Source organism: Haladaptatus sp. R4 (assembly GCF_001625445.1).
Taxonomy (GTDB): domain Archaea; phylum Halobacteriota; class Halobacteria; order Halobacteriales; family Haladaptataceae; genus Haladaptatus.
In genome coordinates, this window is sequence record NZ_LWHG01000029.1 from 370,137 (window position 1) to 389,583 (window position 19,447).

12 protein-coding genes and 6 pseudogenes are annotated in these 19,447 nt (G+C 62.2%); 7 read left to right on the top strand and 11 right to left on the bottom strand.

Features of this window, described 5'->3' with window-relative positions; translation table 11 throughout:
• Positions 1-35: 35 nt before the first annotated feature.
• The 3 genes from A4G99_RS19370 to A4G99_RS19380 all read right to left on the bottom strand — a co-directional run bounded on the left by A4G99_RS19370 (position 36) and on the right by A4G99_RS19380 (position 3,340).
• Complete coding sequence (locus tag A4G99_RS19370) at positions 36-866, bottom strand: carbohydrate ABC transporter permease (protein ID WP_066147248.1); 831 nt, start codon at positions 864-866, stop codon at positions 36-38.
• A complete protein-coding gene (locus A4G99_RS19375) occupies positions 866-1,804 on the bottom strand; it encodes a carbohydrate ABC transporter permease (protein WP_066147250.1) in 939 nt (312 codons plus the stop codon). The genes A4G99_RS19370 and A4G99_RS19375 overlap by 1 nt, the downstream gene beginning before the upstream one ends.
• A 120-nt stretch (positions 1,805-1,924) precedes the next feature.
• The gene (locus tag A4G99_RS19380; RefSeq protein WP_066147253.1) at positions 1,925-3,340 is read right to left on the bottom strand and encodes a sugar ABC transporter substrate-binding protein; all 1,416 of its coding nucleotides are present in this window, start codon (positions 3,338-3,340) and stop codon (positions 1,925-1,927) included.
• A gap of 245 nt (positions 3,341-3,585) precedes the next feature.
• Between A4G99_RS19380 and A4G99_RS19385 the strand changes: the two genes are divergently transcribed.
• Positions 3,586-4,362 (top strand): SDR family NAD(P)-dependent oxidoreductase, encoded by a 777-nt coding sequence (locus A4G99_RS19385; protein ID WP_066147378.1) that lies wholly within the window; start codon positions 3,586-3,588, stop codon positions 4,360-4,362.
• Between the two features lie 171 nt (positions 4,363-4,533).
• Here the strand turns inward: A4G99_RS19385 and A4G99_RS19390 are convergent, their stop codons facing one another.
• Positions 4,534-5,397: an alcohol dehydrogenase catalytic domain-containing protein gene (locus A4G99_RS19390; RefSeq protein WP_223302010.1), complete on the bottom strand. Its 864-nt coding sequence runs from the start codon at positions 5,395-5,397 to the stop codon at positions 4,534-4,536.
• A 116-nt stretch (positions 5,398-5,513) separates the two neighbouring features.
• On the opposite strand from A4G99_RS19390, the gene A4G99_RS19395 reads away from it, so the two are divergent.
• The gene (locus A4G99_RS19395; protein ID WP_066147255.1) at positions 5,514-6,290 is read left to right on the top strand and encodes an SDR family NAD(P)-dependent oxidoreductase; all 777 of its coding nucleotides are present in this window, start codon (positions 5,514-5,516) and stop codon (positions 6,288-6,290) included.
• 10 nt (positions 6,291-6,300) lie between these two features.
• On the opposite strand, the gene A4G99_RS29505 is transcribed toward A4G99_RS19395, so the two are convergent.
• Both A4G99_RS29505 and A4G99_RS29510 read right to left on the bottom strand, forming a co-directional pair.
• Positions 6,301-6,648 (bottom strand): FGGY-family carbohydrate kinase, encoded by a 348-nt coding sequence (locus A4G99_RS29505; protein ID WP_223302036.1) that lies wholly within the window; start codon positions 6,646-6,648, stop codon positions 6,301-6,303.
• Positions 6,649-6,757: 109 nt separating this feature from the next.
• Positions 6,758-7,750: pseudogene (locus A4G99_RS29510) on the bottom strand (rhamnulokinase family protein); the annotation flags it as partial.
• A 281-nt stretch (positions 7,751-8,031) separates the two neighbouring features.
• Here A4G99_RS29510 and A4G99_RS19405 point away from each other — a divergent pair.
• Positions 8,032-8,796, top strand: a complete 765-nt coding sequence (locus A4G99_RS19405; RefSeq protein WP_066147257.1) for an IclR family transcriptional regulator — start codon at positions 8,032-8,034, stop codon at positions 8,794-8,796.
• Between the two features lie 537 nt (positions 8,797-9,333).
• Here the strand turns inward: A4G99_RS19405 and A4G99_RS19410 are convergent.
• The 3 genes and pseudogenes from A4G99_RS19410 to gfo6 form a co-directional block, all read right to left on the bottom strand.
• On the bottom strand, positions 9,334-10,218 hold the full coding sequence (locus A4G99_RS19410; RefSeq protein WP_190303817.1) for a fumarylacetoacetate hydrolase family protein: 885 nt from the start codon (positions 10,216-10,218) through the stop codon (positions 9,334-9,336).
• Between the two features lie 176 nt (positions 10,219-10,394).
• Positions 10,395-11,634: pseudogene (locus A4G99_RS19415) on the bottom strand (mandelate racemase/muconate lactonizing enzyme family protein).
• A 106-nt stretch (positions 11,635-11,740) separates the two neighbouring features.
• Positions 11,741-12,831: pseudogene (gfo6, locus tag A4G99_RS19420) on the bottom strand (D-xylose 1-dehydrogenase Gfo6).
• Positions 12,832-12,944: 113 nt separating this feature from the next.
• Between gfo6 and A4G99_RS19425 the strand changes: the two are divergent.
• Both A4G99_RS19425 and A4G99_RS19430 read left to right on the top strand, forming a co-directional pair.
• Positions 12,945-14,393, top strand: a pseudogene (locus A4G99_RS19425) (aldehyde dehydrogenase family protein).
• Positions 14,394-14,519: 126 nt separating this feature from the next.
• Positions 14,520-15,275: an IclR family transcriptional regulator gene (locus tag A4G99_RS19430; RefSeq protein WP_066147261.1), complete on the top strand. Its 756-nt coding sequence runs from the start codon at positions 14,520-14,522 to the stop codon at positions 15,273-15,275.
• 57 nt (positions 15,276-15,332) lie between these two features.
• Here the strand turns inward: A4G99_RS19430 and A4G99_RS19435 are convergent.
• Both A4G99_RS19435 and A4G99_RS19440 read right to left on the bottom strand, forming a co-directional pair.
• Positions 15,333-16,468 (bottom strand): annotated as a pseudogene (locus A4G99_RS19435) (Gfo/Idh/MocA family protein).
• 3 nt (positions 16,469-16,471) lie between these two features.
• Positions 16,472-17,433 (bottom strand): annotated as a pseudogene (locus tag A4G99_RS19440) (sugar phosphate isomerase/epimerase family protein).
• Positions 17,434-17,565: 132 nt separating this feature from the next.
• On the opposite strand from A4G99_RS19440, the gene A4G99_RS19445 reads away from it, so the two are divergent.
• Together A4G99_RS19445 and A4G99_RS19450 are read left to right on the top strand one after the other, a co-directional pair.
• On the top strand, positions 17,566-18,678 hold the full coding sequence (locus tag A4G99_RS19445; RefSeq protein ID WP_066147264.1) for a Gfo/Idh/MocA family protein: 1,113 nt from the start codon (positions 17,566-17,568) through the stop codon (positions 18,676-18,678).
• Between the two features lie 3 nt (positions 18,679-18,681).
• Positions 18,682-19,443 (top strand): hydroxypyruvate isomerase family protein, encoded by a 762-nt coding sequence (locus A4G99_RS19450; protein ID WP_223302011.1) that lies wholly within the window; start codon positions 18,682-18,684, stop codon positions 19,441-19,443.
• The last annotated feature ends 4 nt before the right edge of the window (positions 19,444-19,447 follow it).

Here is a 19,447-nt window from a genome sequence, read left to right on the forward strand (position 1 = left end):
TTGACTTTATTCGGTTCATTTCAAATCCCATATATTTATTCCTTCAACACGGCTCCGAAGCTCAGTCCCGACGCGAGGTAGCGATTCGCGGCGACGAGAAGCACCAACACCGGGATGATCATCGTCATCGACGCGGCCGCCAGCATCGACCACTCGATGTTTCGGGAGCCGATGAAGCCGTACACCGCCAGCGAAAGCGTCTGTGCGTGGTTGTTCGTGAGGATGAGCGAGAACAGTAGCTCGATCCACGCGAAGATGAAGCTGATGATGGCGACGGAGATGATGCCCGGGAGCGCCGAGGGCAACACGACCTTCCGGAACGCCTGTGATCGCGTCGCGCCGTCCACGAGCGCCGCCTCTTCGAGCGATTCCGGAATGCCGTCGAAGAAGGCCTTCATCACCCAGACCACCAGCGCGATGTTGATGGTCACGTACATGAACACCAATCCGACCAGCGTGTCGTAGAGGTGGAACGTCCGGAAGATGACGAAGAACGGGATCACCACGGCGATGGGTGGCAACATCCGGGACGACAGTATCCAGATGAGCACGTCCGGCTTCTTCGGCACGTCGTAGCGCGAGAGGACGTACGCGCCCGGAACGCCGATCACCAGCACGATGATCACCGAGGCGGTGACGCTGATGAGGCTGTTGGTGAGCGCGTGGACGAACGACGGGTCGTTCGCCAACTGCATGTAGTTGTACACCGTCGGCAGGAACACCCACTTCGGCGGGAGGTCCAGCGCGTGTCCCGGCGGTTTGAGGGACATGAACCCGATCCAGCAGAGTGGGGCGAGACAGACGAACGCCCACACGAGCAGGACGACGTGTCGCCCCACGTTCTTCGCCCTATTCGAGACCGCCATCACTCCAACACCCCCTCGAAGCCGACGACGCGAATCAGCACGTTACAGATGATGAGGACGACGACGAGGTACACGATGGCGAGCGCGCTCGCCGCGCCGATGTCGATGTACGTGAACCCGGTCTGGAAGATTTGGATGCTGATGAGCTTCGTCGCGTTGCCCGGGCCACCGCGGGTCAGTCCGTACACTGTCCCGAACGTACGGAACAGGTCGATGAGGCGGATGAGGAACGCCACGAAGATGACCGGTTTCATGTACGGGATGATGACGTGGACGTACGTCCGCCACGTCGGCGCGCCGTCGATGCGCGCCGCCTCTTTCAGTTCGTCCGGAACCGACGACATCCCCGCGTAGAGGATGATGAACATGAACGGCGTCCAGTTCCACGCGTCCATGAGGATGACCGTCAGCAGCGGCAGGTTCGTGAGGAAGTTCGGTGCCACGAAGGGCGTGTACGTGTTGATGGCGTACGCGATGATACCGAGTTGCGGGTCGAGCATGATCCGTCCGATCATCGCCAAACTGACCGGCGCGACGGCCATCGGCAGGATGAAGACGATCCTGTAGAACGTCTCGGCCCACCTGTTCTCCACGTTCGTCAGCAACGCGGCGAGGAAGAACCCGATGACGAGTTCGAGGATCAACGCACACGTCACGAAGATGGCCGTCACCGTGATCGACTTCCAGACGACGGGGTCGGTGAATATCACCCGGAAGTTGTGGAGTCCGGTGAACGTCCCGAGTTGCTCGGGGTGGACGTAGTTGTAGTTGACGAGGCTGAGGTACAGGTCGTATATTCCGGGGAAGATCGTGATGAGGAGGACGACGAGCACCATCGGCGTGGCGAGCCACACCGGGAGGTACTCGTTCCACGCGCTGCGGAATCGCCCCTCGGACTGCGTTCCTTGGTTCGTTCCTGATTGGGTGTCGAGACTCATGGTTTGTCGGTCGAATTCGTCGTTCTGTGGTGGTTCGGTGATCGACGGTTAGTCGATGGTTGTCGGTTGTCGATTGTTCGGTGGTCCGCCGTCGGTCGGTGGTTCGGTTCTCGATTCATGTCAGTTCCCTCCGACGGTCAACTCGGCCTGCTGTGCCGCTTTCTTCATCGCTGAATCGACGGACTTCCCGCCGGTTATGGCCTTCTGGAGTTGGATGGAGTACTTCTGGGCCCAGACGGGGTACATCGCGTCGTACGGCTCCGTCTCGGCGCTCTTCAGCGATTCGAGGGACACCTTGCTGAACTCCTCGCCGTACTTCTTCTCGTACGCCTTCTCCGACCAGATGGATTTTCGCGTCGGGAACGAGGCGCTCCGCTGAATCGCCATCCATCGCTGGGTCGGCTTCGACGTGGCCCAGAGCATGAACAGGAACGCCGCCTCGGAGTGTTTCGCGGCCTTCGACGTGGACAGTTGCCACGTGAACGCGCCCGGCGCGAACTTGCTTTCCTTCGTCTTCGGCGTCACCATCTTCGCGACGCCGATGTCGCCGCCGTCCGGGGAGGCGTCCGCCAGGGTCCCCCAGAACAGGTTCGCGTCGTTCATCACGTGCGCGGCGGTGCCCTGTTGCATCGCCGCGACGACTTCGGACCACGTCATGGTGCCGATGGATGGCGGGCCGTAGTTCTGGAGCGCTTCCACGTAGTACTTGCCCGCCTTCTTCGCCACGTCCGTGTCGAGGCCGGACTTTTCCGGATACGATTTCCATAGCTTGCCGCCGTACTCGCGGAGCCACGCGTCCATCGTGTAGACGTTCATCCCGTACCCCTTTTGACCGCGGTTGACGAGCCCCGAGACGCCGTCTTCGTTCTCCTGAATGACTTTCGCGTTGTGCAGGAACTGGTCCGTCGTCTTCGGAATCGACAGGTCGTGTTTCTCGTAGAGGTCCTTCCGGTAGAACATCGTGTGGACCTCGACGGTTATCGGCATCCCCGTCCACTTTTTCGTCCGCCCGGCCCCGTGGACCGCCTCCTGACACACGCCGAGAAGGTCATCCCGGTTGTACCAGTCCGGGTCGTAGAGGTCGTCGTCCTGGAAGTACGGGTCGAGGTACTGGAGCCACCCGGCCTGCCGGAACTGGTTGACGACTTGGTCCATGAAGAACACGTCGAACTTCCCGGCCCCGGTGCTCACGTCGGTCAGCCGCTTCGTTCGGAACTGCTGTTCCGGGAGGATGTTCCACACCACGTCGATCCCCGTGAGTTTCTCGAACATGGGAACGAGCGGTCGAATACTGTCGATCCACGCGTGCTGGACGGCACCGACGTTGACCTTCTTCCCGGAGTGTTTCTTCCACTCAATGTTCGCGTCGGTGTACGCCGAGAGGTCGATGGTCCCGTCTCCCTTCGACGGGTCCACGGTCTTCGTTCCGTCGCCCCCCGAGCTCGCACTGCCGCCGCGCGTACAGCCGCTCAACGTGAGCGCTACACCCGTCCCCGCGTACGCGAGGAAGTCGCGGCGCGTTCTATTCGTCGTCATCGTTCACCCGATCCGTTGCGCTGATTCGGTTGCTGGTGTTCATGGTTCTGTGTCCGCCTGTCATCCACACCGCTGTCCCGTGAGGGGACGTCGTGTCACACCGTCCGGTTCGATGCGGTTCAGCTATCCACGCGAGTAATTTGATTACAGATAATTAAGTATTGTCCTTATCGATGATCACGTTGATAGTTCATATCTCGTATGCTACCACAACGACTATGTTCAGCGAATCGCTCACCGTAGCCATGGACTGTGACTTGACAGACCGTACCGCCCTCATCACGGGTGCTGGCCGCGGAATGGGAAAGAAAACGGCGAAGACGTTCGCACGAAACGGTGCCGACGTCGTCATCAACGACGTGGACCCCGACGTGGCGGAGGAGACCGCCGCGGAAGTCCGGGACCTCGGCGTCGAAGCAGTCGGCATCGCCGCCGACGTGAGCGACGCCGCGGAAGTCCAGGCGATGGTCGAACGGGCGACGGAGGAACTGGGTCCCATCGACGTCCTCGTGAACAACGCGGGCGTCGGCGACGCCGGGCCGTTCGTCGATGACTCCTACGACGACACCTTCGAGTTGAACCTCGACGTGCACCTCTACGGGTCGCTGAACTGCACTCGCGCGGTCATCGACGGGATGGTCGAGCGCGGCTACGGGAAGGTCGTCAACATCACGTCGATTCACACGAAAAACGGCGTCGGGATGTCGCCCGCCTACGACGTGGGTAAGTACAGCCTGCTCGGGCTAACCAAGAGCCTCGCACTGGAACTCGGCCGCGAGGGGGTCCGCGTCAACGCCGTCGCACCGGGATGGGTGAACACCAGAATGACCGAGGGATTCAGCGACGACGTTCGCCAGCAGATTCTGGACAACAACCCGGTCGGCCGACTCGCGGAACCCGAAGACATCGCGAACGCCGTGACGTTCCTCGCGTCGCCCGCCAGCGACTACATCAACGGCCACGAACTCCGCGTCGACGGCGGACAGGTCCCCATCGATAGCTGGCGATTGGATAATCGTTAGACGATTATTCGTCCCGATTCGGATAGATCATCTTCTTCAGCCCCTCCTTTTCCTCCATGCCGTCGAACGCGTTCGACAGTCCGTCGAGACCATACTCGTCGGTGATGAGCGACTCGACGTCGATTCGCCCGTTTCTCAGGAACGTGACGGCGCGCGTGAAATCGTTGGGCGTCAGGGAGAACGTTCGACGAGTTCCGTCTCGTCGTAGTACACCGAGAACGGATCGATTTCGACCGTCGCGTCCTGCGGCGGGACGCCGAAAATCAACGTGGTTCCCCCGGCGGACGGCAACGACAGCGCTATCTCGATGGTTTCGGGCAACCCGACCGCCTCGACGGCGATATCCACGCCATCGACGAGTTCGTCGAGTTCCGATTTCAGGTCGGTCTCCACGGGGTCGATGCCGTAGTCCGCGCCGGTTTCGAGCGCCAGTTCGCGTCGGTGATCGACGGGTTCGGAGACGATGACCGTTCCGGCGCCGCTCGCGCGGAACGTCTGGGAGAGGAGCAGGCCGATGGGTCCGGCGCCGATGATGACGACGGTGTCCCCGGATTCGAGGTCCACTTGATCGACGGCGTGGATACAGCAGGCGAGCGGTTCGGCGAACGCCGCTTTCCGGTACGCCAACTCCCCCACGGGTTCGACGTAGCCTTCGGGTGCGCGAACGTACTCGGCGAACGCGCCGTCGATGATGGTGTCGGCCGCGCCGCCGATGGAGGTGAAGTTCTCACAGAGGTTCTCCTTCCCGCTCTGACACGCTCGACAGTCGTTGCAGGGGATCGATGGGTTGATCGCCACTCGGTCGCCGACGGAGACGTTGGACACGTCGTCCCCGACGGCGACAACTTCCCCGGCGCTCTCGTGGCCCGGTATCATCGGGAACTCGACGGGGAACGTCCCGTGGTACATGTGATAGTCGGTCATACAGACGCCACAGGCGTTCACCCGGACGAGCACGTCCCAATCGTCCGGGTTCGGTCTTTCGTGCTCCTCGATAGCGACGGTCCGCTCGTCGGTAAGTACGGCTGCTTTCATTATCGACACCTGCTAATCCGTGGACCAGCGGTTAAAACTTCCCCCTCCGGTGTCGCACTTCCAATCGATACTCTCCTGCGAAATACTTACTACCGATGCGCGGGATATATCGACAAATGGGTGTACTAGACCGATTTGCGCTCGACGGAGAGACAGCCATCGTCACGGGTGCGGCCCGTGGACTCGGCAAGGAAATGGCGACGGCGCTCGCCGACGCCGGTGCCGACGTTGCAATCGTGGACATCGACATCGAGATGGCGGAGGAGGCGGCCGCCGAACTCGAAGAACTCGGCGTCGATACCGCCGCGGTCGAGGTGGACGTGACCGACGAAGCCGAGGTCGAGGCGATGGTCGAAGCGGTGGCCGACGAATTGGGTCCCATCGACATTCTCGTGAACAACGCGGGCATCGCCGCGAACGAACCCGCCGAGGAGATGGAGTACGAGACGTGGCAGCGGACGCTCGACGTGAACCTCTCGGGCGTGTTCCTGTGTGCAAAACACGTCGGACGGCGGATGCTCGACCGCGGCGAGGGGCGGATCATCAACATCGCTTCCATGTCGGCCTACAACGTCAACGTCCCGCAACCGCAGGTCGGCTACAACGCGTCGAAGGCGGGCGTGCTGATGGTGACGAAGTCGATGGCCGTCGAGTGGGCCGACCGCGGCGTCCGCGTCAACGCCATCGCGCCGGGCTACATGCGGACCGAACTCGTTGAGGGAGTGCTCGAAGCCGACCCCGAGATGGAACGCACGTGGCTGGACAACACGCCGATGGGACGCCTCGGTCGTCCCGAGGACTTGCAGGGAATCGTCGTGTTTCTCGCGTCCGAGGCGTCCCCGTACATGACGGGCGAAATCGTCCGCGTCGATGGCGGCTACACGTCGCGCTGAGGCCGGGAATTCACGACGACGAGCGAAGCGCGCGGAGTTTTTTCATCGCTTCATCCCAGCCGTCGGCGGTCGCCGGTTCGTACGTGGCTATTTCCATCGTCGATTCGACGAGTCGCCTGCCGGTTTCGAGGTCGGGAAGCGATCCGGCCGCGACCGCCTGCGTCAGCAGGTTTCCGGTCGCGGTCGCTTCGGTCGGCCCCGCGCGGACGACTAAGCCTCGGTCGGCGAGCAGTTGGCAGAACAGTTCGTTTCGAACCCCGCCACCGCCGAGTGGAGCGTTTCGGGGGTTCGTCCGGTCGCCGCCGCGATCCCTTCGAGGGTGAGCGCCGCCGTCGCGGCGAGGCTGTCGAGGAGACAGCGGACGGTTTCACCCTCCGATTCCGGCAGCCGCTGGTCGTGTCGCGACAGTAGTCGGCTATCTGCTCCGGCATCGATCCGTCGATGCTGAACGCGTCGGCGTCGGGATCGACTATCGACGCGTGTGCGGGTGCGTCCTCGGCGGCCCTCAACAGTTCCTCGTACGAGGTCACGCCCCCATCCCGATTCCACGCCAGCCGACACTCTTCGAGCAGGAAGAACCCGTTGATATTTTTGAGTAGTCGAACGGTGTCGTCGACGCCGAGTTCGTTCGAGACGCCCGCCTCGTAGGCCGCCGCGGAACGATCCGGTTGTGACGAAACGACGCCCAGGATGAACCACGATCCGGTGCTGAGAAAGGCGGCGTTTTCCGAGAGCGGCATCCCGGCGACCGCCGCCGCCGTGTCGTGACTCGCCGGGAGCACGAGCGTGGGTTCCGACGGAAGGATTTCCGCGTCTACCGTTCCAACGGTGCTCCCGGGTTCGCTCAACGGCGGCAGCGGTTCGGTCGGCAGCGACAACCGGTCGAGGAGCGCGGTGTTCCACGACCGTCGTCCGGGGTCCAACATCTGGCTCGTCGATGCGACCGTAACGTCGGTCACCGCCTCTCCGCCGAGGAGATACGTCAGCAACTGGGGCATCATCAGGAGGCGGTCGGCGTCCGCGAGGAGGTCCGGTTCGTTCCGGGCCAGCGCGTGGTACTGCCACAGCGTGTTCGGCGTGTTCCAGTGATTGAGGCCGGTCGCCTCGAACAGTTCCCGCTTGCCGACCGCGTCGATGATGTCGTCGCGGGTCGCGCTGACTTCGGGGTCACGGTACGAGTACGGATCACACAACAGTTCGCCGTCCTTGAGCAGTCCGAAATCCAACCCCCACGTATCGATGCCAACCGTGTCGATCCCGTCGAGCGACGCGGCCGCCACCGAGAGTCCCTCCTCGATATCCGTGAGGAGGTCGGTGACGTCCCAGACGTACCGGCCGTTCCGCTCGACCGGGCGGTTGTCGAATCGATGCACTTCGGTGATGTCCATCCGGTTCGGCTCGATTTCGCCGGTGAACACCGTGCCACCGTTCGCGCCGATATCGACTGCGAGGTGATTCATGCCGTTCTTTTCGTCACTGTGTATTCCAGTGATTTGAGTGTTTCCCGCGCGAGTCCTCCATCAGTGTGCTCTCCCGATCTTTCTTTTGAATTCTCCATCCCCGTTCACCACAGTAAAACACGACTTAGGGTCTTCAAAGTCCCCTATATCGGTGGTTTGATGGAATATCCATCCGTACTGACGACACCTCCGCAAATCCATCGTGATCGTTCAATACATACTATATATCTCTGTTTACCTGTGGTGAACAGATATAAGTGGGTGACCAATTGATAGGTACCATGAACGTAGATGGGCGTTGCCCGGTGAACGCGACGAAGACGTCGTTTACGCTACTGGAAACCCTCGCGGCCGACGGTCCGCTCGGGGTGACGGAACTGGCCTCCCGAATCGACACGACGAAGGGAACCGTTCACAACCACCTGACGACGTTGCGTAGCCTGGGATACGTCAAACAGGTCGATGGCCGATACGACCTCACGCTTCGCTCGCTCGCGACGGGCGAGCGGACGAGGGATCGGATGCAGTTGTTCCGGGTCGCAAAGCCGTATCTCGACAATCTCACGAAGACGACCGGCGAGTACGCCGGTCTCTACGTCGGGGAAGCGAGTTGTGCGACTCGCGTGTATCACGCGACCTGCTCCGATTCGTGGTCTCCCTCGTCGGTCAACGGCGATCAAGTGCCGTTGCACGCCACCGCGGCCGGGAAAGCGATACTCTCCTCCATGTCCGACGACCGCGTCGAGGATTGTATCCGACGCCACGGATTGGATCGCTATACCGACGGGACGATCACCGACTCGTCACGGTTGTTCGAACAGTTGCGAAAGGTGCGTGACGACCGCGTCGCGTACAGCCGCGGGGAACGAATCGAGGACGTGAACGGTGTCGCCGCTCCGATCCGTGGCGGCGACACCGACGGACGGGCGGCCATCTGCGTCGTCGGTCCGGACGAGGTCCTCCACGGACGACATTTCGAGGAGGACGTCACGGGACAGGTGTTCAGCACCGCGAAGAAGATAGAACTCGACCTCCGTTCGGCGTGACGCGTTCGACTTCCTACCGCGTTCGGCGTAACGTGTTCAACGTAATGCGTTCGACGTAATTCGTTCAACTCTCCTAAACACGTGTAACCGGGCGGCTGACCGTCAGCAGTAGAACGTCCGTTCCACGAAGGTCATTACACCAATATGCCTGTAATGGATCGTTGGTTCGGCTGGAGACCGGAACGACGAGAATCCCGCAGACCACGAGTTCGTTCTCGATACCAGAACACAATGTCTTCATTTGACCATCATCTACGACCTCGTATTTTCCCGTACCACTCTTCGAATGCGGTGCTGTCCCTGTTTTAGCGGGGACGTCGAACGAACGGGCGTGACGGCCGCGGCCAATTGAATTCTGATATCCAGAACACGACGAAACGTGATTCCGTAGAAACAGCTCCACGAAGATGGATCGGAACGCCGTCCCCGAATCCCCTCGCCGACCAACGTCGGGACGTGGCCCCGAACGTCCGGGCGTCGTCGGCAGTCGAAGATGGCCGTCGCTGTCCCGGTGCTCGGGCGTGTCGTGCTATCGGATTAGACGCTCACCGTTCCGTTGACGAGTCGTCCGATACGATCGATGTCGATGGTTACCTCGTCACCTTCGGTGAGGGTGAACGACTCCGGGGGGACGAGCGCAGTTCCGGTGAGTAGAACCAGCGTTTCGGGGAGCGTGTTGTGCCGTTCGAGATACGAGACGAGTTCCTCGCAGGTGGTCGCCATCTCACTCGTCGATGTCGAGTCCTCGTACATGATCTCGCCGTCGCGCTCTATCGTCAGCGACATTTCGAGGTCGTGAGGGTCCTCGACCGTCTCGCCCGTGGCGATACACGGGCCGAGTGAACAACAGCGGTCGTACACCTTCGCCTGCGGGAGATACAGTGGGTTCTCCCCCTCGATGTCGCGGCTGGAGACGTCGTTTCCGATGGTGTAGCCGACGATTTCCCCGCGGTGGAGCACGACGCCGAGTTCGGGTTCCGGGACGTCCCACCCCGAGTCGCCGCGCACCCCGATATCGTCCCACGGACCGACCGTCCGCGAGGGCGTCGCCTTGAGGAACAGTTCCGGTCGCTCGCTGTCGTAGACGTCCATGTACACTTCCGGTTTGCCGCTCTCGGCTTTGCGCGCCTCCTCGCTGATTCGGTACGTGACGCCCGCCGCCCACACTTCTTCGGCGATGACCGGTTGGAGGGTGTTCCGGTCGAACGCGTCGAAATCGATTCGCTCGGCCTCGTCGATGCGTCTGCGGGCGATGGTGTCGATGGATTCGCCGCTCGCGTTCGCGGCGCGGGCCAGCGCCCGGAACGAACCGAGGTCGGGTGAGACGGCGGTGAGGTCGTAGGCGGCTCCGTCGTCGTCCATCACTACCAAGCTGTCTGTGGATGAGCGTGGCTCTCCACCGGGGAGTCGGTAATAGCGCATACACAGTGATGCTCGGAGAGTGTTAAAAGAGTATCGCCGCGGGAGGCCGGGCGAGTCGCAGACGGCGTCGAGACTACTCGCCTCGGGCAAGCCGTTCGAACCTCCTATCTGCCGACCCGACGACGGCCGTTATTCATCGAACGGCGCGAAGCTCTGCTTCGCTGGCTCGACGAGGCTCATGCCTCGTCGAAGAGGGTCTCACCCTCGACCATGTGTTCCTCGACGGCGTCGAGGTCGAGTGTGAGGCCGAGACCGGGCGTTTCGGGGATTTCCATCCGGCCATTCTGAATGAGGTCGTCCTCCTCGACGAGGTCCTCCCACCAACCGAGTTGATAGGAGTGGTATTCGACGGCGAGGCTGTTCGGAATCGCGGCCGCGACCTGTGCGGACGCCATCGTCCCGATGGGGGAGGAGACGTTGTGCATGGCGACCGGGATGTAGTACATGTCCGCGAGGTCGGCGATTTTTCGCGTCTCGCGCATGCCGCCGACGCGGGGGAGGTCGGGTGCGATGATGTCTACGGCCTGCGGTTCGAGCAGCGTCCGCTGGCCGAACTTCCGGTAGACGTTCTCGCCCACGGCGATGGGCGTCGTCGTCGAATCCGTGACCTTCGCCTGCACGTCGTGGTTCTCCGGCGGAATCGGGTCTTCGAGCCACCACACGTCGTACTCCTCCAGTTCGCGCGCGAGGCGTTTCGCGCTCCCGCTCGTGAACGACCAGTGGCAGTCGAAGGCGACGTCGGCCCGGTCGCCGACGGCTTCGGTGACTGCTTCGACGATTTCGACCTTGTGATCGATTTCCGGGCCGCGGAGGTGACGGTTCGCGCGGTCCTTCTCGTGGACCCGAGGGCACGTCGAGGTCGAACTTGATGGCGTCGTAGCCCAATTCCTCGACGACGCGGACGCCTTCGTCCGCGCAGGCTTGCGGGTCGGCTTCGTTCTCGGTGTGGAGGTCACAGTAGACCCGCACCTCGTCGCGGTACTTCCCGCCGACGAGTTGGTAGGCGGGGAGTTCGACGAGTTTGCCCACGAGGTCGTGGAGCGCGATTTCGATGCCCGAGATGGCCGAAATCACCTTTCCGGAGACGGAACCCTCCCCGGACATCTTCTGGACGAGGTGTTCGTACAGTCGGTCGATGTCCAGCGGGTTCTCGCCGACGAGGAACGGTTTCATCCGTTCGATGATTTCCGTGTCGCCGCCACCCCAGTAGGACTCGCCGGTCCCCACGACACCGGCGTCGGTGTAGACGCGGACGAGAATCCACGGGTAGTTGCCGTCGACCATCGTCGTCTGGACGTCGGTTATCTCCGCATCACGGACCCCGCCGCGCCGATTGGTGATTCCCATCGTATCGGCGGAGAGGTCACGCATCGTATACTCCGCGTTCGGATCGCGGAGCTTCGCATGATCAACCATTGCATGAGGCTGGTTTCCAGAGGGTCGTTGTAAAGGTTGCGAATGGGGTGAGTCGTGAGGGTCGCGAAGGAACGAAGGCGGCGGTTCGAACTACTCGACTGCGACCTTATTCGACCTCGACTTGCGCTTCGGTCTCGGCGGCCTCGTAGATGGCCGCGAGCGTTCGCATGTCCACGAGCGCGTGTTCACCGTTCGGCGTCGGTTCGACGCCGCGCATGACGCGGTCGGCGAAGTAGTCGAACTCCTCGGTCATCTCGTCGCCGAACAGGTCGCGGCGGCCGTCGTCGATTTCCATCTCGCGGCCGTCGGGTTGGCGAATCGTCAGCGTCTGCGGCGTGATGCCCAAAAACGCCGGGTCGAGTCGCAACTCGCCCTCGGTTCCGATGATCTGGAGACCGCCCGAGAGGTAGCCGTTCTGACTGGCCGTGCAGGCGGCGTACGTGCCGTCGTCGAACTGCACCGTGAACGTGGCGTGCTCGTCCGGGACCTCGTCGAAGGCGTCGTGTTCGGAGTGCATCTGTGCGGTGACGCTCACCGGGTCGGCGTCGAGGACGAACCGGGTCGTGTTCAGCGGGTAGATTCCCAAGTCCATCACCGTCGCGCCGTAGCCAGCGAGGTCGGGATCGAGCCGCCACTGGTCGGGATTGCCGGAGACGAAGTCGAGCATTTGCTGTTCCATGTGACCGTGGACGGCGACCGGGTCGCCGATGGCTCCCTCGCGGACGAGTTCGCGCATCCGACGCACTTGCGGGTCGGTCTGCATCCGGTAGGCGACCATCAGCGGCACGTCCTCGGCGGCCGCGACGAGTTCCTCGGCGCGTTCGAGCGTCGCCTCCATCGGCTTTTCACAGAGCACTGCTTTGCCGTGGTTCGCCGCGGCGCGCACGTACTGGAGGTGATACGCGTTCGGCGTACAGACGTACACGGCGTCGTACTCGTCGGTCGCCTCGCCGTCCACGAACTCCTCGTACGTGATGGCAGCGGTGGCCGTCGAAACCTCCTCGGCGCGTCCGCGGCTTTTTCGTGGGAACTGCTGACGGCCACGGTCGTCTCGCAGAAATTCGACTCCCGGATCGCCGGGATGGCTTGCTCGCGCGTCCACCAACCGAGGCCGATCACGGCGATGCGGAGCGTCCCCGACTCCAGTGCTTCCCAATCTCGTTCCCCGATCCCGTTCAGGTCGTCGATGGCGGTCATAACCGGGATGTTCGACCCAGTCGGCAAAAAGATAATGATAACGGTAGTAAAAATTTCTGTCAAACGTACTCGGACCGTAACAGTCGTATGGTGGAAGTGAGAACAGTAGGGTGATGTCGGATACGACACGGAACTACGTCAGCGGACAGTGGATCGAATCGGCGACGGGGGAAACCATCGAAGTCGAGAACCCCGCACGCCCGAGCGAAGTCGTCGCACGATACCAGGATTCCAGTACCGAAGACGCCACCGAGGGCGTCGAGGCCGCCGCGGACGCGGCCGACGACTGGGCGGCGACGCCCGGTCCGGAACGAGGCCGAATCCTCCGTGAAGCGGCGACCCTGCTCGCGGAACGGAAGGACGAACTCACCGACCTGCTCGTCGCCGAGGAAGGCAAGGCGAACGCCGAAGCCGGTGGCGAGGTACAGCGCGCCATCGACATCTTCTATCACTTCGCGGTGAAAGCGGCCGAACGCGGCGGGACGGTCAAGAACCCGAGTTCTCCGAACCAGAACCTCTACACCATCGAGGAACCGGTCGGCGTCGCCGCGCTCATCACGCCGTGGAACTACCCCATCGCCATCCCCGCGTGGAAACTCGCACCGGCCCTCGCGGCGGGGAACACGGTCGTTCTCAAACCGGCGTCGGCCGCACCCGGCGTCGCCATGGAAATCGCACGCGCGCTGGACGAAGCCGGTCTCCCAGACGGCGTCCTGAACGTCGTCACGGGCTCGGGCAGCGTCGTCGGCACTGAGTTCATCGAACACGACGCGGTGGGACGCCGTCTCGTTCACCGGCAGCAGCGAAGTCGGCGAGATGGTGTACGACCAAGCGACCGACTCCGGCAAGCGCGTTCAGACGGAACTCGGCGGGAAGAACCCGACCATCGTCGCCGATTCGGCCGACCCCGCCGAAGCGGCCGACCTCGTCGCGAGCGGCGCGTTCGGCGTCACCGGGCAGGCCTGTACGGCGTGTTCCCGTGCCATCGTCCACGAGGACGTCCTCGACGAGTCGTCGCCGAACTCGTGGACCGCGCGGAATCCATCGATATCGGCCCGGGCGACGAGCACGAGATGGGTCCACAGGTGAGCGAGAGCGAACTCGAATCGACGCTCGACTACGTCGAAGTCGCCGAGGCGGAAGGGGCGACGCTCGTCTCGGGTGGCGGAATTCCGGAGGGTTCGGCCGTCGAATCCGGCTACTTCGTCGAACCGACCGTGTTCACCGACGTCGATTCCGAGATGCGCATCGCACAGGAAGAGGTGTTCGGCCCGCTCGTCGCCGTCATCGCGGTGAGCGATTTCGACGAGGCGTTGGCCGTCGCGAACGACGTCGAGTACGGACTCGCGGCGAGCATCGTCACCGACGACCACACGGAAGCGAACCGGTTCGTCCGCGAGGCGGAATCCGGTGTCGTGAAGGTCAACGACAAGACGACCGGCCTCGAACTCCATGTCCCCTTCGGCGGGTTCAAGCGCTCGTCCAGCGAGACGTGGCGAGAACAGGGTGACGAGGGACTGGACTTCTACACCATCGAGAAAACCGTCTACGACAACTACTGAACCGTCCGTCACCTTCGGCTCTCCATCGTTCACCTCGCTTTTCTATTGGAATCGAAGACGTTTCGTCCATCGCGCGTTCTGATATCCAGAATGTTTATCACGGATGATTGTGTGTCCTCTGTTGACATGGACGCAAAACACCCGGTACAAACCACCGAAAAGACCCTCACGTTGGTCGAGGAGTTGATGCAACGGGGGTCGTGTGGCGTGACGGAACTCGCCGAGGGTTCGGGAATGGGAAAGAGCATGGTACACAACCATCTGACGACGCTCCGAAAACACGGCTACGTCGTCAAGTCCGGCGACGAATACCGACTCGGGTTGAAGTTCCTCGAAGTCGGTGGTCACATCCGGAAATCGATGGAACTCTACGAGGTCGCAGAACCGGAGATCAAATCGCTCGCCGACGAGACGAGTGAACTCGCCAACCTCCTCGTCGAAGAACAGGGAAAGGGTGTGTACCTGATGCGGGCCAAGGGTGCGAAGGCCGTCGATCTGGACACCCACGCGGGACTTCGAACGTACCTCCACACGACGGGTCTCGGGAAGGCAATTCTCGCCCATCTTCCCGAGGAGCGTGTCGAGGGAATCATCGAGCGCTACGGACTGCCGCGGGTAACGCCGCAGAGTGTCGGCAGTCGGGAGGAACTGTACGAGACGCTCGAAAACATCCGGAACCGCGGCTACGCCATCGATGACGGCGAACGGTTGGAGGGCCTCCGCTGCATCGCGGCACCGGTGAAAGCCTCCTCGAACGAGGTGTTGGGTGCCATCAGCGTGTCCGCTCCCGCGAGTCGGGTCAGCGACGACGACCTCCACGGTGAACTGTCCAAGCGCGTGCTCAACGCGGCGAACGTCATCGAACTCAACATCAACTACTGAGTTCGAAAAATTGTCGTCGAACCGAAATGGGAGACCATGTCTCAGCGCACGCCCGACTCAGTCGAGCGACATCGATTCTCCGCGTTCGTCCGATTCCACTATCGCTGAGAGCAACTGCTGAACGCGGTAGCCGTCCTCGAACGTCGGTACGTCGCTCGATTTTTCACCGTCCACACCACCGTTCGCGACCGTCGAGAGGAACTCGTAGTTCTCGTGGACGAACGTGTGTTCCCACCCGAGGACGTGCCCGTCAGGCCACCACTGTGCGAGATACGGGTCCTCGTCCGCCGTGACCATGACCGTCTGGAACCCCTCGTCGTCCGGCCCGAGGTACTCCAGTTCGTTCGGTCGTTCGATGGAAAACCGGAGACTCCCCTTCGAGCCGTTGATTTCGAGGGAATGGTCGTTCTTGTGCCCGGTGGCGAAGCGCGACGCCTCGAACGCGCCGACCGCGCCGTCTCGAACGTCGCGTGCGCCGTGTAGGCGTCATCGACCGTCACCGGGCGTGTTTCGTCCGCCCCGTCGACCGGCCGCTCGTCCACGAACGTTCTGAGCCGACCGCTGATTTCCTCGATGTCGCCGGTTCGGTCCCCGACCAAGAATCGTGCGAGGTCGAGGGTGTGTGCGCCGAGGTCGCCGAGCGCGCCGCTTCCGGCGACCTCCTCGTCCAGTCGCCACGCCCACGGCGCGTCCGGGTCGGCGAGGAAATCCTGGAGATAGCTTCCCCTGACGTGACGAATCTCGCCGAGTTCGCCGTCCTCGATGAGTCGTTTCGCGTAGCGGACGGCAGGGACGAACCGGTAGTTGAACGCGATGCCCGCGACCGCGTCGGACTCCCGGGCGGCGTCCCGCATCCGCTCCGCGTCATCCAGCGTGTGCGCGAGCGGTTTCTCGCAGAGTACCGACGTTCCCGCTTCGAGCGCGGCGATGGTTGGGTCGGCGTGAATCGAGTTCGGTCCGAGGTTGTAGAAGACGTCCACGTCGTCCACGACGTCCCGCCAGTCGGTGCCGTACCCCTCGAACCCGAGTTCGTCCACGGCGTCCGAAAGTGCCGCCTCGTCCCGTCCGACGAGCACGCGCCGTTCGATTTCGGGTGCGTCCGGGAAGAACATCGGCAAGCGGGCGAGGGCGTTGGCGTGTGCTTTGCCCATGAATCGATAACCGAGGACGCCGACGGAGAGTGGTTCGCTCATGGTTCAGGCCCAGTAGGCGTCGCCGGGGTTCGATTCGAACACCGCCCGTCGAGTACGTCCACGGCTTTCTCCATCCCTTCCGTCGCGGACGTGAGCGAGTCCTCGTGTTCGATGGAGAGCGCGCCGTCGTACTCGACCATGCGCAGCGTCGAGACGACGTCCTTCCAGAACCCCTCGCCGTGGCCGTAGCCGATGGAGCGGAAAAGCCACGAACGGTCGATTTCGTCCGTGTACGGCGTCGTGTCGAGCACTCCTTTCTCGCGGGAGTTCGCGTCGTACACCTCGGTGTCCTTGGCGTGGAAGTGGTGGATGGCGTCGTGCTCGCCGAGCAGTCGAATCGCGTCGGTGATGTCGATGCCCTGCCAGAACAGGTGGGACGGGTCGAAGTTCGCACCGATGCGGTCGCCCGTCGCCTCGCGGAGTTCGAGCAGTCCGCGCGGTTCGTAGACGAGCATGTTCGGGTGCATCTCGATGGCGACGTTCACGCCGTGGTCGTCCGCGAACGATTCCAGTTCCTGCCAGTACGGAATCGCCACCTCGTTCCACTGGTACTCGTGTGCTTCGTGGTGCTCGTCCGGCCACGGCGCGGTGATCCAGTTCGGCACCGAATCGTCCGGTCCGCCCGCCGGAAGCCCCGAAAACGTCGTCACGGTGTCCACGCCGAGTTGACTCGCGAGTCGAATCGCGTTGCGGAGTTCCGCGTCCGCCTCGTCGCCGTTGACCGGATGAAGCGGGTTGTTGTGCGTCGCCAACGCCGAGACGTACAGGTCGTTCTCGTCGAGGAGCGCTTGCAGGTCGGACTGTGCGTCCTCGTCGTCCAGATACTCCTCCTTCGGCAGGTGTGCGTCGCCGACGAACCCGCCGCAGGCGAGTTCGACCGCGCCGACGCCGAGTTCGGAGAGATACGAGAACGTGTCTTCTATCGATTCTTCCGCTAATGCGACCGTTAGGACACCAACATCCATAATCGAGAATCACACTGTCGATTCATATACGTTGTGCTGTCACGCTCCTGAACGCCATCGGAGAGATACAAGTTACCAAATCACAAACTTTATTGTTGAATTCGAGTAACCTCCTTACGTGATTCAGAGGCAATGAAAGCAATTACTAGCGCGTTCGTCGGAACCGGACCGGACCCGGAGACACAGAACAACCAAGGATTTGCGATGGCGTATCGTCACGCCGCGGCGTACGACCACGCGGGAGCGGAGCTGGTCGCCTGTGCCGACATCGTCGAACCCAACGCAAAAGCGTTCGCCGAGTACTGGGATATCGAAGCGGACGGTGTGTTCGAAGAGTATCTCGACATGGTCACCGCGGTCGAACCCGACATTGTTAGTGTCTGTACGCCCCCACCAACGCACGCCGACATCGTGACCGACATCGCACGGAGCGATGCGGTACAGGCAATACACTGCGAGAAACCCATGGATCGGACGTGGTCGAACGTCGAGCGAATGGTAGAGGTGTGTGACGAGGAGGACGTCAAATTGACGTTCAATCACCAACGCCGCTTTGGCCGAGGATATCGAAGGGCCAAGGAATTGCTCGATGCAGGCGAAATCGGAGATCTCCAACGGGTCGAGTGCGCGGCTCCCAACATCTACGACTACGGGTCCCACTCGGTGGACCTCTGTAACTACTTCAACGACGAGGGGAGGGCCGAGTGGGTCATCTCCCAACTCGACTACCGAGACGAAGACCTGTGGTTCGGTGCTCACAACGAGAACCAGACGCTCACCTCTTGGAGATACGAGAACGGCGTCTACGGACTCGCGACGACCGGAATCGGAGCGGATCTGGTCAACTGTCATAACCGCCTTGTGGGCAGCGAGGGCACCGTCGAAATCGGACACGGCTTCCCGAACAACGAAACCGACGACCAGATCCTCCGCATCAAGCGCGACGGGGACGACGAGTGGGAACACGTCGACTGTGACGACGAGGGTCTCCACGGCCTCGATTCCCGGGAGTTCGGTCGAGTCTTCATCGACCGTGCGATAGCCGACGTCGTCGAAGCGGTCGAGAACGATACCACCTCCGAACTGAACGCGAAGAACGCGCTCAAGGCGACGGAAATCATCTTCGGCGCGTGGGAATCGTCACGACGACACGGCCGCGTCGAGTTGCCGCTCGACATCGAGGACAACCCACTCGATGCGCTGATCCAAGAAGGAACGCTCACTCCGGAACCGGCCGAGGATTGACCGATGCCAGAACTATCGGTTTGCGTCGAGATGGTCTTCAAAGGAGCACCGTTTACGGAGCGAATCAGTCTCGCCGCGGCGGCCGGTGCGGACGCGGTGGAGTTCTGGGGATGGCGCGACAAGGACCTCGATGCGGTCGCCAACGCGTGTGACGAACACGACCTGAACGTCGCAGCCATGCTCGGCAGCGACGTCCCGTTGACGGACCCGACCCGAACCTCTGAGGCCCGCAGATCCATGCGCGACTCCATCGAAACGGCCGCACACCTCGGCTGTTCGACCCTCATTATCACCGTTGGACAAGAACAGGCGGATATCGACTACCCAACTCAACGAGATGCTATCGTGGATTCTCTCGAGAGCGTCGCCCCCGACGCCGCCGACGCGAGCGTTACGCTCGCCGTCGAACCGTTGAACACGGCCGTGGATCACCCCGGTTACTTCCTCGAATCGTCGGCGGAAGGATACGACATCGTCGATACGGTCGGCGATTCGAACGTCAAACTCCTCTTCGACGTGTACCATCAGCAGATCACGGAAGGAAATGTCATCGCCAACATGACGAGTCACCTCGACCATATCGGTTACGTCCACATCGCGGACGTTCCCGGTCGACACGAACCCGGAACGGGGGAACTCGACTACGGTAACATCCTCCCCGCGCTCGCCGCTGCGGGGTACGACGGGTACATCGGGTGCGAATTCTCCCCCGAAGGTGACGATGCCGCGGCCGTGAGCGACTGTCGTGCTATCCTGAACGGGTAACATC